The sequence below is a fragment of the Phenylobacterium sp. T106 genome (assembly GCF_057219735.1).
In genome coordinates this window covers 60,759-76,005 of the sequence record NZ_JBXVWA010000014.1, presented here as the reverse complement: position 1 = coordinate 76,005, position 15,247 = coordinate 60,759, and the positions used below count along the sequence as shown (strand labels likewise).

At 69.3% G+C, this 15,247-nt stretch carries 16 protein-coding genes and 1 tRNA gene; 6 read left to right on the top strand and 11 right to left on the bottom strand.

The features are described from left to right. Nucleotides 1–15: 15 nt before the first annotated feature. On the bottom strand, nucleotides 16–1,425 hold the full coding sequence (locus tag AC2D8W_RS21495; protein WP_484673251.1) for an amidase: 1,410 nt from the start codon (nucleotides 1,423–1,425) through the stop codon (nucleotides 16–18). Between the two features lie 109 nt (nucleotides 1,426–1,534). Between AC2D8W_RS21495 and AC2D8W_RS21490 the strand changes: the two genes are divergently transcribed. Beyond that, a tRNA-Thr gene (locus tag AC2D8W_RS21490) sits at nucleotides 1,535–1,610 on the top strand. Between the two features lie 321 nt (nucleotides 1,611–1,931). Here the strand turns inward: AC2D8W_RS21490 and AC2D8W_RS21485 are convergent. Beyond that, nucleotides 1,932–2,630 (bottom strand): PEPxxWA-CTERM sorting domain-containing protein, encoded by a 699-nt coding sequence (locus tag AC2D8W_RS21485; RefSeq protein WP_484673250.1) that lies wholly within the window; start codon nucleotides 2,628–2,630, stop codon nucleotides 1,932–1,934. A gap of 583 nt (nucleotides 2,631–3,213) precedes the next feature. On the opposite strand from AC2D8W_RS21485, the gene AC2D8W_RS21480 reads away from it, so the two are divergent. Beyond that, the gene (locus AC2D8W_RS21480) at nucleotides 3,214–3,549 is read left to right on the top strand and encodes a hypothetical protein (RefSeq protein WP_484673249.1); all 336 of its coding nucleotides are present in this window, start codon (nucleotides 3,214–3,216) and stop codon (nucleotides 3,547–3,549) included. A 134-nt stretch (nucleotides 3,550–3,683) separates the two neighbouring features. Here AC2D8W_RS21480 and AC2D8W_RS21475 read toward each other — a convergent pair whose 3' ends face one another. From AC2D8W_RS21475 to AC2D8W_RS21460, 4 genes are read right to left on the bottom strand one after another with little or no spacing between them, the layout of a single operon-like run. Beyond that, nucleotides 3,684–3,932, bottom strand: a complete 249-nt coding sequence (locus AC2D8W_RS21475; protein ID WP_293479903.1) for a hypothetical protein — start codon at nucleotides 3,930–3,932, stop codon at nucleotides 3,684–3,686. Between the two features lie 6 nt (nucleotides 3,933–3,938). Next, nucleotides 3,939–5,075 carry a transglutaminase-like domain-containing protein gene (locus AC2D8W_RS21470; RefSeq protein WP_484673248.1) on the bottom strand — a complete coding sequence of 379 codons (1,137 nt, stop codon included), beginning with the start codon at nucleotides 5,073–5,075 and terminating at the stop codon, nucleotides 3,939–3,941. Next, nucleotides 5,072–5,254 (bottom strand): hypothetical protein, encoded by a 183-nt coding sequence (locus AC2D8W_RS21465; RefSeq protein ID WP_484673247.1) that lies wholly within the window; start codon nucleotides 5,252–5,254, stop codon nucleotides 5,072–5,074. The genes AC2D8W_RS21470 and AC2D8W_RS21465 overlap by 4 nt, the downstream gene beginning before the upstream one ends. 7 nt (nucleotides 5,255–5,261) lie before the next feature. Continuing rightward, on the bottom strand, nucleotides 5,262–5,474 hold the full coding sequence (locus tag AC2D8W_RS21460) for a hypothetical protein (protein WP_293479909.1): 213 nt from the start codon (nucleotides 5,472–5,474) through the stop codon (nucleotides 5,262–5,264). 375 nt (nucleotides 5,475–5,849) lie between these two features. On the opposite strand from AC2D8W_RS21460, the gene AC2D8W_RS21455 reads away from it, so the two are divergent. Beyond that, nucleotides 5,850–6,152 carry a hypothetical protein gene (locus tag AC2D8W_RS21455; RefSeq protein ID WP_484673246.1) on the top strand — a complete coding sequence of 101 codons (303 nt, stop codon included), beginning with the start codon at nucleotides 5,850–5,852 and terminating at the stop codon, nucleotides 6,150–6,152. Continuing rightward, nucleotides 6,149–6,286, top strand: a complete 138-nt coding sequence (locus AC2D8W_RS21450) for a hypothetical protein (RefSeq protein ID WP_293479911.1) — start codon at nucleotides 6,149–6,151, stop codon at nucleotides 6,284–6,286. The genes AC2D8W_RS21455 and AC2D8W_RS21450 overlap by 4 nt, the downstream gene beginning before the upstream one ends. 92 nt (nucleotides 6,287–6,378) lie before the next feature. Here the strand turns inward: AC2D8W_RS21450 and AC2D8W_RS21445 are convergent, their stop codons facing one another. Continuing rightward, nucleotides 6,379–7,206, bottom strand: a complete 828-nt coding sequence (locus AC2D8W_RS21445) for a DUF1206 domain-containing protein (RefSeq protein ID WP_484673245.1) — start codon at nucleotides 7,204–7,206, stop codon at nucleotides 6,379–6,381. Nucleotides 7,207–7,373: 167 nt separating this feature from the next. Here AC2D8W_RS21445 and AC2D8W_RS21440 point away from each other — a divergent pair, with 167 nt between their 5' ends. Next, a complete protein-coding gene (locus AC2D8W_RS21440; protein WP_484673244.1) occupies nucleotides 7,374–7,826 on the top strand; it encodes a YaiI/YqxD family protein in 453 nt (150 codons plus the stop codon). Nucleotides 7,827–7,886: 60 nt separating this feature from the next. After that, nucleotides 7,887–8,402, top strand: a complete 516-nt coding sequence (locus AC2D8W_RS21435; protein WP_484673243.1) for a c-type cytochrome — start codon at nucleotides 7,887–7,889, stop codon at nucleotides 8,400–8,402. Between the two features lie 251 nt (nucleotides 8,403–8,653). Here the strand turns inward: AC2D8W_RS21435 and AC2D8W_RS21430 are convergent, their stop codons facing one another. The 4 genes from AC2D8W_RS21430 to mnmH form a co-directional block, all read right to left on the bottom strand. After that, nucleotides 8,654–11,893, bottom strand: coding sequence for an efflux RND transporter permease subunit (locus AC2D8W_RS21430; RefSeq protein WP_484673263.1), 3,240 nt, complete (start codon nucleotides 11,891–11,893; stop codon nucleotides 8,654–8,656). After that, on the bottom strand, nucleotides 11,893–13,155 hold the full coding sequence (locus AC2D8W_RS21425) for an efflux RND transporter periplasmic adaptor subunit (RefSeq protein WP_484673242.1): 1,263 nt from the start codon (nucleotides 13,153–13,155) through the stop codon (nucleotides 11,893–11,895). The genes AC2D8W_RS21430 and AC2D8W_RS21425 overlap by 1 nt, the downstream gene beginning before the upstream one ends. Before the next feature lie 192 nt (nucleotides 13,156–13,347). Continuing rightward, on the bottom strand, nucleotides 13,348–14,118 hold the full coding sequence (locus AC2D8W_RS21420; protein ID WP_484673241.1) for a class II aldolase/adducin family protein: 771 nt from the start codon (nucleotides 14,116–14,118) through the stop codon (nucleotides 13,348–13,350). 55 nt (nucleotides 14,119–14,173) lie between these two features. Beyond that, nucleotides 14,174–15,229: a tRNA 2-selenouridine(34) synthase MnmH gene (mnmH, locus tag AC2D8W_RS21415; RefSeq protein WP_484673240.1), complete on the bottom strand. Its 1,056-nt coding sequence runs from the start codon at nucleotides 15,227–15,229 to the stop codon at nucleotides 14,174–14,176. Between the last annotated feature and the right edge of the window lie 18 nt (nucleotides 15,230–15,247).

Below are 15,247 nucleotides of genomic sequence, written 5' to 3'. Positions count from 1 at the left end.
GCGGCGAGCGCCCTGCTAGAGCGGCGCCACCCGATCGAACCACGGTCGCGCCTGCTCCAGTTGGCCCGCCAGCCGGAACAGCACGGCCTCGTCGCCCATCTTCGCCGCGAACTGGATGCCGATGGGCAGTCCATCGCCCTCGCGCCAGGCGAGCGGCACGGTCATGGCGGGCTGGCCCGAGTTGTTGAAGGCCTGGGTGTTGGGCATGTAGTCGAACAGGCGGTCGTTGGTGAGCCGCGGATCCTCGAACAGCCAGTTGATGGGAATGGCCACGCTGCCCAACGTCGCCAGCAGGAAGACGTCGTACTGCTCGAACAGCGCGGCGCAGGCGCGGCCCCAGGCGTGGAGCGTCTGCACGGCGCGCACGTAGTCCGGAGCGGCCGTCCGGCGGCCCAGCTCGGCGATCTGGCGCGTGACGGGCTCGACCTCGCCGTCCAGCAGCGGCCGGCCGCGTCGCTCGCACTCGGCGTCGATGGTGTTCGCGATCGAAGCCCAGAGCACCGTCCGCGCCGCCGCCTGCATGGCGGCGTGGTCGCCGGGCAGCATCGCCGGCTCCACGTGGTGGCCGAGGCTCTCGCAGAGCCGCGCGGCGTCGCGCACCGCGTCCGCGACCTCGGGCGCCAGGGAGCGGCCGGCGGTCAGAGCGCCGTCGAAGAACCCGATCCGCAGCTTTCCCGGGTCGCGGCGCACCTCCTCCGCATAGGGACGCTCGGGCGGGGCCAGGAAGTAGGGATCGCCCGGCTGCGGGAGGCAGGTGGCGTCGAGCAGGACGGCGCTGTCGCGGACCGACCGCGTCACCGCGTGGGGGATCGAGGCCCCCGCCCAGCCTTCGCCGGCCGGGGCGAACGAGACCCGGCCCCGCGAGGGCTTCATGCCGAAGAGGCCGGTGGCCGCGGCGGGAATGCGGATCGAGCCCCCGCCGTCGGTGGCGTGCGCCGCCGGGACGATGCCGGCCGCCACGGCCGCCGAGGCGCCGCCCGACGAGCCGCCAGGGCTACGATCCAGGTCCCAGGGATTGCGGCACGCGCCCAGCAGGTGCGGCTCGGTCACCGGCCAGATGCCGAACTCGGGCGTGTTGGTCTTGCCGAAGATGTTCAGGCCGGCCGCCTTGTAGAGCCGGGTCATGGCGCTGTCGGCCGCAGGCGTGACCTCGGCGAACAGACGCGAGCCGGCGGTCGACGGAACCCCGGCATAGGACGCGCTGAGGTCCTTGAGCAGGTAGGGCACGCCCTTGAGGGGTCCGTCGGCCAGCGTCGCGCCGCGGGCCAGGTCGCTCATGTCGCGGACGACGGCGTTGATCCTGGGATTGACCTCGGCCATCCGCGCCACGGCCGTCTCGAGCAGCTCGTCGGCGCTCACTTGCCCCTTGCGAACCAGCTCGGCCAGGCCCACCGCGTCGTGGGCGCGATACTCCTCGAAACGCATGCCTGTCCCTCCCCGTCCGGTTTTCGCCCAGCATACCGCCGGCGCCCGCCCGCGCGAGCCCCTTGGCGCCGCCGCGCGTTTCACCGCATAAGCACCCGCATCCTGGAAGGCCGGATTAGCTCAGCTGGTAGAGCAGCGGTTTTGTAAACCGAAGGTCGCGGGTTCGAGTCCTGCATCCGGCACCACCCCTCCGTTCGCCAATGGGCGCGAACGACTAGAAAAACAGCGCAAAACAGGTACTTGACAGTTGATCGGCAGAAATTCTGCCGACGCAGCGGGCACGACCGCAAACCGCAAACAGGGTCAGGTCGAGTCGGGCAAGACGGTCTCCGCCTGAACGGCGGCGGCATCGTCCGCGTGCTCGGCTTCACTGTTTGATCGCGCGACGTGCAAGCGCACGAACGTCCCTCCGCTCGGAGTGCTGCTCGTTGATCGCAGAAAGAACGGCTCAGAAAATGAAGAGCCCCGGCCGTAGGCCGGGGCTCCACTATTGAGCAGGTTCGCAGTTATGCCACGGCCAGCTTTCGGCGACGGAGCATCGCGCCCGCGGCGCCGAAGCCCATGATCATGAGAGCCCAGGTGCCGGGTTCCGGTACGGCTCCACCGCCCGCCGCCGTGATGCGGATGCCGTCATATGCGCCGGCTTCAAGCATGTTCGTTGAGAAGGCGGAGCTGGAGTCCTGAAAATCCACTTGCAGGCGGACCTCGTCGAACACGCCACCATCGAAACCAAAGGTGGAGAAGCCGCTGCCATACGCTGGTGTAATGCCAGCCAAGCCCTGGAGCAGCACGTTGCCGTTGTTTAGGACTTGAAAGTACAGGCGGCCCGGTCCACCACCCGAGCCCGCAAGAAATTGAAATGCGGACATATCGCCGAAGTCGCTCAGCGTTATGCGAGTATAACCTATATTAGCACCATTAGAGTACCAAGCGTGGGAGCCTTCAATTCCGGCTTGGCCGGTGTGCGAGTCAGCCCAGATGTCAGTGTCTCCGCTGTTGCTGCTGGGCGAGATGTACTTCAGCGAGACGCCATCTTCAGAATAGCCGGCAGCGCCATCGTAGGTTCCGCTCGTCCCCTCGAAGCCAGCATAGTGATCGGTCGTGACAATGAAGCTCGACGTATGAACCGTGATGGCATTGGCGCTTGTCGCCCACGCCAATGCCATCGCAGCAACAGCCGCCGCGCCGAGAGTACTCTTGTTCATAATGTCCCCCAGAATGAAGCATTGGAACCATAGTGGCCCGCGCCGCGGCATGACAATGTTACTCCCGCGGCACGCGAAGTGCCCGCAGTGGTTGCGTTGCAAGCTCGGTCGCAGCTGCTTAATCCGTAGGCACGCGACTTCGTCAGCTGGAGGTGGCGGCCGGCTGTCTCACCTGCGCCCGCCGTCTTCGCCGATGCGTACGTTGAGCTGCGAGTCCAGTGCCGCGCCGACCCGGCAAGTTTGACCGTCAAGCCTGGGGTCGCGGCCCTCAGGCGCGGCTGTCAGTGGCAACGATCATCAACCCTTGGATTGGCAGAGCAGCTTTCGGGAAATGCTGCGCCTAGGCACGCGCCTCGCCTTCTGCTGCACGGCCCGCGACTACAAGCCTGGATGAGCAGGACATCCGCGCGCTTGGTCGTGAACTCGGTCTGGATGCCACTCTCTGGAACCCGACCAGCAAGCCGCCACCGTTAGTGAGGCCAGCCTCGCACTTGTGAAGTCGAAGTAGTGCCGTCTGTGCGCAGTTGCGTGGCGACTGCCGGCCGGGGTGTATCGAAGCGCGACTGAGTGATTTCTTCGCCGCGTGAGCGAGAGCGACGACGGCAACCTGCCGCAGACCGCGGAACATCACAGCCCGGACGACTGGCTGACGGCTTCAGACACCATTCGCCTCGTAAGGGAGGCGACCTTGTCGCGCTCGGCGCATATCGCGATCTGTACGCGCGCCCATGCCGGACTGATCCGCGCCCATGCGGACTTGATGGTGAAAAGGTCGGAATCTCGGCCGGACCACCTGATTCATAAGGCGTTCTGGTGGGCACACGGTGAGGCTGCCCTGACGCAGAACTGGCAGACGGGGGACTTCGAGACGTGGATCGACAAGCGATTCCACCTGCAAGCCTTAGGCGTGCCATCGTGAGGACGTCCGCCGGATGGCGCCCGCGGCCTTCCAAACCAGCCCCACGCCGGAGCCGCAAAGGAGCGGCGGCACCATCCCTCCTGGCCTGACGCCGCCCGCCGACCTGCCCTCCCACGCCCCGTGTGGCCGTCTCGTCAGGCTTCGGTGAACGGAAAGGGCAACTCGCCGGATCGGAACAGGATCACCGGGTTCTCGTCGTAGTCGCCCAGCTCGGTGTCCGCGGTCGCGGAGAAGGCGACGACGCCGACGCGCAGGGGGCCGAGCCGCTCGGCCTTGCGGCGCGCCTCTTCGGCCGTCTTGCAGCCGACCTGTTGCTCCGGCTTCAAGGCCCTCCCGCGGCCTCGAACGTACGACTGCACGATGTGGACGGTCTCACGGGCCATGGATCATCACCCCTGCGATGGAGCTTCACCGGGCGCGCCGCCGTCCAGCGCTTCCGCGCTGGCCACCTCGAACGCCACCAGCTCTGCGGCGCCGAAGGTGTGTGCGATCGGCACATCGACAGCGTCGCGGCCGCGCGCAATGAGCACGCGGGCCATGCGCGGCATGTTGTTGCGCGCGTCGAAGGTATGCCAGCGGCCGCCGAGATAGACTTCGAACCAGGCGCTGAAGTCCATGATCCCCTGGACGGGAACCCCGATGTCGCCCAGGTAGCCGGTGCAGTAGCGCGCCGGGATGTTCATGCACCGGCAGAGCGTGATCGCCAGGTGCGCATAGTCGCGGCACACGCCGGCCCGGTCCTGCCAGACGTCGTAGGCGGTCTTGTCGGCGCGCGCGGCGTCGTGGCTGAACGCGATGTGCTGGTGCACGTAGTCGGTGATGGCCTGCACCAGGGGCCAACCGGCCGGGCCCGGGCCGAAGAGCGACCAGGCCGCTTCACTGAGCCGGTCGGTCTCGCAGTAGCGACTGCCGAGCAGGAAGAGCACCACCTCGTCGGGCAGGTCCTGGACCGGATGCTGGACGGCGTCGGGCGCATAGGGGTCGATCAGGCCGCTGTCGCGGATGACGAAGTCCGAGGACAAGGTCAGGCGACCTTCCGGGGCCATCAGCCGGCTGCACACATTGCCGTAGCTGTCGAGGTACTGGCTCACGTCGAGCGGCGGCTCGGTGCGGATCCAGTCCGGTGTTTCGAGGTCGCCGCGGCGGGACGGGTGCACGCTGAGCGCCAGCAGCATGGGGGTCGGGACGGGACAATCGTAGGCGATGGTGAATCCGCAACGGATCCGCATCGAGGCCGTCCCCTCGAGGTGGCCCGGACGAAGCGGCTCCACCGGCGCGGAGGCCGTGGGCCGGGTGGAGCGGCTGGCGAAAACCGCGCTGCCCAGGGGCGTGATGTCCCATCCCTCCTGGCTTCGGACCGCCAGGCCGGCGTCGCACAGGGTCCGGGCGGCGGCGATCTTCACGAACGCGACCGGCCGGCCGGCCTTCTTGAGCGCGAGCAGCTCCAGGGCGTGCAGCTCAGGCCCCGTGAGATCGTCGCCCCTGGCGCGGCCGGCGGCTTCGGCGTCGCTGCCGTCATCCGTCATTGTCCGCTCCCGAGGGGGTTGGGCGGCCGCGCCGCCCGGCGACCGTGGAGCCGTTCCAGTTCCTCGCGCAGGCGGTTCGCCTCGGCCGTCACGTCGGCCATGTCGGACTGCAGCTGCGCGACCCGGCTCTTGAGGTAGGCATTCTCGCGGACAAGCTCCGCGGGGGTGGGGTCAGTCATGTGACCCTCAGAAGACCGTCGTCGAAACACCCTGCAGGCGCGCGTTGATCGCGCGGCAGAGCCGCTCGGCCGACGCAAGGCTGACATCCGGCAGCAGGTCGAGCGTGAAGAGGGAATTGCTGTACGACGAGGACACACGGCTGGACGGCTCGAACGCGAGATACGGCCGTCCGTCCATCTTGGTCTGGACCGTGCAGCGGTGGTCTTGATCGGGACTCATCGGCGGCGTCCTCCGCAGCGTATCAGCGTCAGGGAGAGACCCGCAGCCGCGAGCGCCCCTGGGACCGGAAAGAAGGACATCGCAGGCTCCTGGAGTCGCGTCAGGCGGCCGTCGATCAGCCAAAGACTCGCAACTCCTACAACGAAAGAGATATCGGTACCGTCGCGACGATTAGCAATACTATGAGGATTTGCGTTCGTATTTTTTGATCGCAATAAATCTCGCGCCAAATTATTTTGGCGGACTTCTGAATTACGTGACTTGTTTCTTTGTAGTCGTGCTACGCTGGATCCTACCGACAGAATTTCACGCGCCAGCACACTCCGGCTTCCGGCGCCTGCGGCGTCGGGAGTGCGACATGGCAAAAGGCCAGAAGTGATCCAACAAGGAGGCGCGCAAGCCGAAGCGGGCGCGCGCAAAGCCGGCGGCGAACACGCCGCTGTTCAAGCCCGCGTCCATGCTGTCGGGCGCCCGACGATGAACCTGCTGTCGATGATCTTCCGGCCGGCTCCGGCGAAGGCCGAAGTCCGCGCGGAGATCTGGCGGCTTGGCGTTCGCCACGTGGGCAGGCCGCTGGATGGCGCGCTTGCGGAACTGCGCGAACCGAACCTGTCCCTGGAGCGCACAGTCCTGCTGCGCGCCTGCATCGAAAAGCTCACGCTGGAGAAGACGCGATGACCCGCTCCTTGAAACCCGGCGGTCCGCCGTACGTACCCAGCGCCCGCGGCGGCCTGGTCGATCCCCGTTCGACGGGCGGGCCGCCTTCGGTGGCGCCGCGGCCGGTCCTCATGGACCGCCGCAGCACGCGCTGACCCGCCGATCGCTCGGCGCGGCAGGCCCCGGCCTGCTCGTTAGCGACGCCGAGATGTCATGATGGACCGGCGCGGGGCGGGCGCCGAAAACCTCAGTGGCGGACGGTCGCGCCCCGCCCACGATCGGGCCGGCGTCGATGCTCGAACCGCCGGACGACGTCGGGGCTGGTTATGCGTCGGTAGACGGCCTGGACGAGGCTGAAGGCGCCGAACATCCCGAGCCCCGCCGCCACCACGAGCCTGCTCGCGCCGGAGAGGCTCCCCAGCGCCTCGGCGAGGCCGCCGGCCTGCGACGGGGCGTGCGCCCCTGCCGCGCGCCAGAGCAGGACGCCGATCAGGACGAACACGACACCGCGGGCGATGTAGCCCAAGCGGCCGACCCACCTGACCCAGGCCTGCTTCGCGGCCCTTCCGTCCAGTTGCTCGAGGAACTTCAGGCGGTAGGCGCTCCAGCCCTGGAAGAGGCCGCCCAGCATGAACGCGAGCGCCAGGAGCCGCAGCATGAACTCACCGCCCGGGAGGTCCATGAGCCAGCCGGCGGCCTTGTCGGACGTCTCGCCGCCCGCCCCGGAGGCCACGACGCCCAGAGCGAGGCCCGCCGCGAAGAGGCCCATGATGATGTGCACGGCGCCGCTCAGGGCTTGTCCGGCCCGCGCGATCGCGCCCTTCCCGTCCCGTCCGGCGCCCTCCAGGTCATAGGCCGCCGAAAGGGTGCGCCAGGCGCCGTAGGCGAACAGGCCCAGCGCGATCAGGCCCAGCACCAGCCGGCTGCCTCCGCCGTCGGCCATCGACCGCATCACGTCGGAGCTGTCCGAGTTCCGACCGGCGGCGATCGCGAGATAGGCGATGAGGAGGTAAAGGACGCCCCGGGCGGCGAAGCCCAGCCGGGTCAGGGTCTCGAAGCGTGGGATTGCATCCATGCGCCGTTCTCTCCGCGAGCGGGTAGAAGACGGGCGCAGGATGTTGGTTCCGACGGGGCCGCGAGTTGCCTTGGGACCGCTTTCGAGTGATCTAGGGGTCGCCGTCCGCGCCCGTCGACGCGCAGGCGCCATGCCATCACCGAACCGACCCCGAGCCGCCGCATCGCATGCGCATCTTCATCGACGCCGACGCCTGCCCCGTGAAGGACGAGACCTACAAGGTGGCGGCGCGCTACGGGCTGAAGACCTTCGTCGTCTGCAACAGCTTCATCCGCGTGCCCGTGACGCCGGCCATCGAGCTGCGCGTGGTGGAGGCCGGGCCGGACGTGGCCGACGACTGGATCGCCGCCGAGGCGCGGCCGGGCGATATCGTGGTGACGAACGACATTCCGCTGGCCGACAGGGTCCTCAAGGCCGGGGCGGCCGCCATCGCGCCGAACGGCCGGGCGTTCACCGTCGACTCCATCGGCTCGGCGCTGGCCCAGCGCGCGGTGATGGAGCACATCCGCTCGACCGGCGAGATGACGGGCGGCCCCCGGCCCTTCGCCGCGGCGGACCGCTCGCGGTTCCTGCAGGCGCTGGACGAGGCCGTGAACCGCGAGCGCCGAAAGCTTCGCTAGACCGCTTGCATCGCGGTGCGGCGACACTACGTTGCCGCCGATTTCATTCGGAGATGAACTATGCGCCTGGGACCGATCGCCGCCGCCACCGCTTTCGCCACGCTGGCGGCCGCCTGCAGCCCGTCCCAGCCCGCCGCCGACCCGGCCGCCGCCGATCAGGCTTCGACCGCCGCCGCCCCGGCGGCCACTCCCGAGATCAGCGACGAGGAGAAGCTGAAGCTGCTGGCGAGCCTGCCGGCCCCGTACAACGCCGCCGATCTGGCGAACGGCGAGGCGAAGTTCGCCCTCTGCCAGTCGTGCCACACGATCACGCCGGGCGGCGCGAACATGACCGGGCCGAACCTGCATGGCGTGTTCGGCAAGAAGGCCGGCACGGGCAACGCCGACTTCAAGTACTCGGACGCCGTGAAGAACGCCGGCTTCGTGTGGGACGGCCCGCATCTGGACCAGTGGCTCGAGAAGCCCCAGACCTTCCTGCCGGGCACGAAGATGACCTTCGCCGGCATCAAGAACCCCAAGGACCGCACGGACCTCATCGCCTACCTGATGGTGGAGACCGGCCACGGGCAGAAGTAGACACCACAACTTGGTGGTGCTCGCGCCACAGGCGCAACGCCTTGTTAAAGGACAACCTTGACGCGCAGCTCATTCGCGCTCATGTTGCGTGGGTCGACGAAGAGCATCTGTCTGGATCGACAGACTATCCGAATGGCGGCGCCCCCCGCCGCCGGCCGGGCCCAGGGACCTGACACCCCCCTTTTTCCAGGCTCCCTGGCGCCGGCCGGATAGGCCGGCTCCAGCCTTCCCCCCATGACCCGCAGCAGCCGCTACTCCGCGGCGTTCGCGACCCGCGCCTTCTCCGCTTCCTCGAAGGCCTCGATGCGCCGCGCCGTGGCCATGGGCGACTTCGTGAAGCGCGCCAGCAGGTTGTAGAACACCGGCACGATGAACAGCGTGATCAGGGTCGCGAAGATGGCCCCGAAGAAGATCGTCACGCCGATGGAGCGGCGAGCCTCGCCGCCTGCCCCGCCCTCGAGGATGAGCGGGATGGCCCCCGCGGCGGCCGACACGGACGTCATGATGATCGGACGCAGGCGCAGGCTGGCGCTCTCGATCACCGCCTCGCGGATATTCAGGCCCTCGTCGCGCAGCTGGTTGGCGAACTCGACGATCAGGATGCCGTTCTTGGCCGCAATGCCGATCAGGATGATCAGGCCGATCTGGCTGTAGGTGTTGATGGAGGAGTCCGCGACCAGCAGCCCGAACAGGCCGCCCACCGCCGCCACGGGCACGGTCAGCATGATGACGGCCGGGTGGATCCAGCTCTCGAACTGGGCCGCGAGCACCAGGAAGACCAGCAACAGCGCCATGCCGAACGCCAGACCCACCGAGCCGGAAGCCTCGAGGTAGTCCCGGGCGCCGGCGCCCCACTTTATCGTGATGGCCGACCCTTGCTGCTTCGCCGCCTCGTCGCGGAAGAACTGGATCGCCTCGCCCATGGTGTAGCCGGGGTTCAGCTGGGCCGAGAGCGAGATCGAACGCAGCCGGTCGACGCGCGAACGGTCCGGCGTGTCGCCCCGCACGCGTGTGGTCACCACCGAGCTCAACGGGACCGGCTCGCCCGAGGCGGAGCGCACGTACAGACGGCTGAGATCCTCCTCGGTCTGGCGGTTGGCGCGCTCGGTCTGCAGGAGCACGTCGTACTCCTGCCCGTTCTTGATGTAGGTGGTGGACCGCCGGGAGCCGAACATCGTCTCGAGCGCCCGTCCGATCGCCTGAGCCGACACGCCCAGGGCGGCGGCCTTGTCACGGTCGATGTCGACCACCACCCGCGGCGCGGTAGGCTCGTAGTCGAGGCGCGGACGCGCCAGGCCGGGATTCTCGGACGCCGCAGCGAGGATCGGCTGGATCCATCGCGCGATCTCCGGATAGTCGGTCCCCGTGGCGATCAGCTGGAGGCTGGAACTGCCGCCGCCCCCGCCGCCCGGCCCGCCCCGCTGAAGCCCGCCTTCCGGCGCCACGAGCGCCCGAACGGACGTGACGGACGAGAGCTCGCGATTGAGCTTGGCCGCCAGTTCGGGCGCCGTGATCTCGGCGTCCTTCGCCAGGATGGCGTTGCCGCCGCCCGAGTTGAAAGAGTTGTTGCCGAAGCGCGGCATCGAGAAGACGAAGCGCTCCAGATCCCCGCTGGCGACGTACTTCATCAGGATGCCCTCGACCTGCCTGGCGGCGGTGAGGGTGTAGTCGAAGCCCGCGCCCTCGGGCCCGGTGAACATCACCATGGCGCGGCGCCGGTCCTCCTCGGGCGTGAGCTCGCGGGGCAGGACCGAGAACAGGCCCCAGGCGCCCAGCCCCAGCAGCACCACCAGCGCGCTCGCCGCGATCGAGGCGATGCGCCGGCCCAGCATCGCGTCCAGCGAGGCGTGGTACGACGACCGCAGCCGCGTCATGGCCGAGTCCACCTTGCGCGCGACGAACCCCTCGCCCTGCGCCGGACGCAGCAGCTTGGACGACAGCATGGGCGAGAGCGAGAAGGCCAGCAGGGCCGAGAACACGATGGCCGCCGCCACCGAGACGGCGAGTTCCACGAAGAGCCGACCGGTGAAGCCCGGGAGGAACATCAGCGGGGCGAAAACGGCGACCAGCACGATGGTGGTGGCCACGACGGCGAAGAACACCTGCCGGGCCCCCCGCTGGGCGGCCACCGCGGGGGGCTCGCCCTCGTCGATGCGGCGCTGGATGTTCTCGGTCACCACGATGGCGTCGTCCACCACCAGGCCGATCGCCAGCACCAGGGCCAGGAGCGTCAGCAGGTTGATGGAGAACCCCAGCGGGGCCAGGACGATGAAGGTGGAGAGGATGCAGATCGGCGCGACGATCGTCGGGATGATCGCGGCCCGCGCCGTGCCCAGGAACAGGTAGTTGACCAGCGCCACCAGGGCCAGGGAGATGCCCATGGTGATCCAGACCTCGCGGATCGCCTGGCGCGTGAACTCGGTGTAGTCGACCGAAACGCCCAGCTGCGTGCCCTTGGGCAGGCCGGCGTTGATCTCCTTGATGGCCGCGCGGACGCCGTCCGAGATCTCCAGGTCGTTGGCCTGGCTCTGGCGCGTGATCGCGATGCCGACCATGTCGCGGCCGTTCATCCGGAAGATGCGGCGGCGCTCGTCGGGCCCCTCCTCAACCCGGGCGATGTCGCCCAGCCGGGTGATGTAGCCCTGCGCGGCCACGGCCGAGGTCACCTCGCGCGTCGCGCCCTGCGCCGCGCCGGCCCCCGCCGCCGAGCCGCCCAGCGCGGCGGAAGCCTGCGTCGCGGCGGCGCCCCGGGCCGGGACCACCGGAAGCTGGGCGAACTCCTCCGGGGTCGAGTAGCCGCGGGCCACGCGGATGGTGAAGTCCTTGGCCGGGGCCTCCAGCGAGCCGGCCGGCAGTTCCGCGTTCTGGGTCTGTAGCGCCGTCTCGACGTCCTCGACGGTGATGCCCCGCGCAGCCATGGCGTCGGGGTTCAGCCAGATGCGCATCGAGTAGAGCTGCGACCCGCCCACGCCCACCGCGGCGACGCCCGGCACCGTGGAGAGCCGTTCGACGAGGTAGCGCTGGGCGTAGTCCGACAGCTCCAGACGGTTCATCGTCTGCGAGGTCAGGTTCAGGAAGATGATCGGCGAGGCGTCGGCGTTCGCCTTCTGGATCTGCGGCGGGTCGGCCTGTTCCGGCAACTGGCCCGCGACGCGGCTCACCGCGTCCCGGACATCGTTGGCGGCCGCGTCGAGGTCACGATCCAGCTTGAAGGAAATGCTGATCCGCGACGAGCCGTCGCGGGACGCCGAATAGACCCGGTCGATGCCTTCGATCCCGGCCACCTGACGCTCGATCACCTCGGTGATCCGCTCCTCGATGACCTCGGCCGAGGCCCCGCGGTAGCTGGTCGAGATGCCTACCACGGGCGGATCGACGCTGGGCAGTTCGCGGACGGTCAGGGCGTTGAAGGCCGCGAAGCCGACCACGCACAGGATGATGGCCGCCACCGCCGCGAAGACGGGACGGCGCACCGAGATGTCGGAGAGCATCATGCCGCGGGTCGCGCGGCGGGCCGCGCGCCTTCAGGGGGGGCTGCGGGACGTCCGGCCGCCGGGCGGGTCTGCGTAGGATCGGCCCCGATGCCGGGGCTGCGTCCGACGCGGACGGGCTGGCCGGGCTGCAGCTTGTTGAGCCCGTCGGCGACCACCTGCTCGCCGGCGCGGAGGCCCTCGCGGATCTCCACGTAGCCCAGCTGCCGCACGCCGGTGACGATGGGCCGCTGCTCCACCATGGCGCCCGCCGGGCGCGGACCCTGGGCGGGCCGCTGCCGGATGGCGAACACGAACGCGTTGTCGCCCTGCACCGAGACGGCGGACTCGGGGACGCTGACGCTGGTCCGCTGACCACGGGAAACGCCGACGCGGAACATCATGCCAGGCTTGAGCCGGCCGCCGGCGTTCGGGAACTCGGCCCGGGCGGTGATGGCCCGCGTCCGCTCGTCCACCCGCGTGTCCAGGCGCGCGATGCGGCCGCGGATCGTCTCTCCGGGGAAGGCGTCGGTCGTGGCAAGCAGCGGCTGGCCCTCGCGCAGCTGGCTCAGGTAGCGCTCCGGGACCTGGAAATCGACGCGCACGACCGAAATGTCGTCGAGGGTCACGATGGGCGCGCCCGGGTTCACCAGGGCTCCGGGCGCCACGTCCGACAGCCCGACCACGCCGGAGAACGGCGCGCGGATGATGCGATCGTTCTGCCGCGCCTGCGCCGCGTTCACGTCCGCCTGGGCCGAGCGCCACGCCGCCTCGTACTGGTCCAGCGCCGCCTTCGACGCGAAGCCCTTGTCGTTGAGTTCCTTGTAGCGATCATAGGCGCGCTTCGCCTGCACCAGCCGCGCCTGGGCCTGGGCGATCCCGGCGCTCTGTTCCGTGTCGCGGAGCTCGACCAGGACGGCCCCACGGCTCACCTGCTGGCCGTCCCTGAACCGCACGCGGTCCACGAGCTGCGTGGCCGCGGCCGTCAGGGTCACCGACTGCCGCCCCTTGGCGACGCCCAGGACCTCGATGGTGTCCTCAAAGACGCGAGGCTGGCCCGAGGTGACCGAGACCAGGGTGGGGCCGCCGAACCCGCCGCCGCCGCCGCGGCGACCGCCAGGCCCGCCTGGACCCCCGCCGCCCCCCATGCCTTGCGCGGCGGCGCCCGGGCCTCCGGGGCCGCCCGGCCCGGCGCTCCTGGCCAGCACCTTGTAGGTCGCGAACACGACCATGGCCCCCAGGACGATCAGGGCTGCAACCAGAAAGAAGTGACGTCTGACCAACCTGGCGGGCTCCGTCGCCCGCGAAGCGGCAGGCGCATGACTGTAAATTCGTTCGCGCTCTTAGAGCCGCTCCATACACGCGGTCCAGTGACACGAGGATGGCTGATGGTTTCGGCGCTGAAACTTTAGCGCGCAAAGCCGCGCGGCGCCTCCGCGGCGCCGCGACTGCCTATGCGCTCGGCGCCGAGGCGATCAGGCGTCGTAGCCGGGAAGCGACCGATCCAGCTTCCGCAGGCAGGCCGGCCAGGCGAGGGCTCCGCCGAAGCCGCGTCCCGTCTGGTTGCGCACCTCGGCCTGCGCGGCCTCCGGCGCGAGCAGGACGTTCTCGCGCCCGCCGGAGAGGGCCTGGACCTGCATGGTGCAGGCGCGCTCGAGGTAGAACATCCCCAGCCAGCAGTCCGCCGCCGTTTCTCCGGTGGAGAGCGTCCCGTGATTTCGCAGCAGCATCAGAGGCTTGTCGCCGATATCGGCCACCAGGCGCTCGCGCTCGTCGTGGTTCAGGGCGATGCCTTCGTAGTCGTGGTACGCCAGGCGCGGGATCACGATCAGCGCATGCTGGCTGAGCGGCAGCAGGCCCTCCTTCTGCGCCGCCACGGCGACGCCCTGGTCGGTGTGAAGGTGCATGACGAACTTTGCGTCCTCGCGCGCCGCATGCACGGCCGAGTGGATCGTGAAGCCCGCCGGATTGATGAAGTAGGGCGTCTCCTGGAGGATGTTGCCATCCAGGTCGATCTTGACCAGCGACGAGGCGGTGATCTCCTCGAAGGTGAGGCCGTAGGGATTGATCAGGAAGTGGTGTTCCGGCCCCGGAATACGGGCCGAGATGTGGGTGTAGATCAGATCATCCCACCCGTAGAGCGCCACCAGCCGGTAGAGCGCCGCAAGGTCCACCCGGGCCTGCCATTCCTCGGCGCTGACCTTACCCTTGAGCGACGTGACGCTCGCGACCGAACCGTCAGCCATGGCGCTCCCTCCTCTATCCTGCTGGGGCGCAGACTCCTCCCGCCGGGCCGGGGCGTCAAGCACGCGCCAGGGCGATGATCCTCTCGCAGGCTGCGTCGAACGACCGGGCGTCGGTCGGGTCCAGCAGGATCTCGCCCAGCAGTGGGCGGTCATGCCGCTTCCTGGCCCGCTCGTAGGCGGGGTCGTAGTGGAGCGCCATGACGGCCTGGGCGAGTTCCACGAAGCGGCCCTCGGCGACCATCGTCCGCCAGGCCGTCAGGCGGTCGCGGCTCGGGTGGACCGGCAGGCGTTCGAACGCGCCCTCGATCGCCGCGGGGTCCGCGACGAGATCGGCGTAGGCGCCCACCAGGTAGCGCGCGCGGGCCTCAGGCGGCGCGGTCAGCTCGATCCGGGGCGCCTGGGCCAGCCGGCGCCACAGCGCGGGCGGGATCATGCGTTCGCCGATCTTGCTCGACTCCGCCTCCGCGACCACCGGTTGACGCGGATCGAGCGCGTCGAGCTGTGCCAACAGGCGGCTCTCGAACATCTTCTGGCTCGGCTGCGGCCGCCCAGGGAGCGCGCCGAAGAGGGATCCGCGGTGCGAGGCCAGCCCCTCAAGGTCGAGGGTCTGCAGCCCCCGGGCCGCCAGCCGCCCGAGCATCTCGGTCTTGCCCACGCCCGTCTGTCCGTCGAGCAGGACGAAGTCGAGCGGCAGTTCCCCGTCATAGAGCCGCGCGGTGACGCTGCGCCGCCAGGTGCGATAGCCGCCGTTCAGCACCGTTGTAGGCCAGCCGACCTGGGAGAGGATCGTGGCCATGGCGTTCGAGCGCATCCCGCCGCGCCAGCAGTAGACCAGGGGCCGGAAGCCGCCGGGCCGGTCGGCCAGCGCCGTTTCCAGGTGATGGGCGATATTGCGAGCGACGTGGGCGGCGCCGATCCGCCGCGCCTTGAAGCGGCTCTCCTGGACGTAGATCGTCCCCACCTCCGACCGCTCGACATCGCTGAGGACTGGCAGGTTGACCGCGCCGGGCACATGATCCTGCGCGAATTCGCCGGGACTGCGCACGTCGATCAGCAGATCGAACCGCGCGAGCGCCTCCGGGCTGACGTCGTCTGTAAGCTGCAGGGCCATGCTGGTGCTATAGCGCGG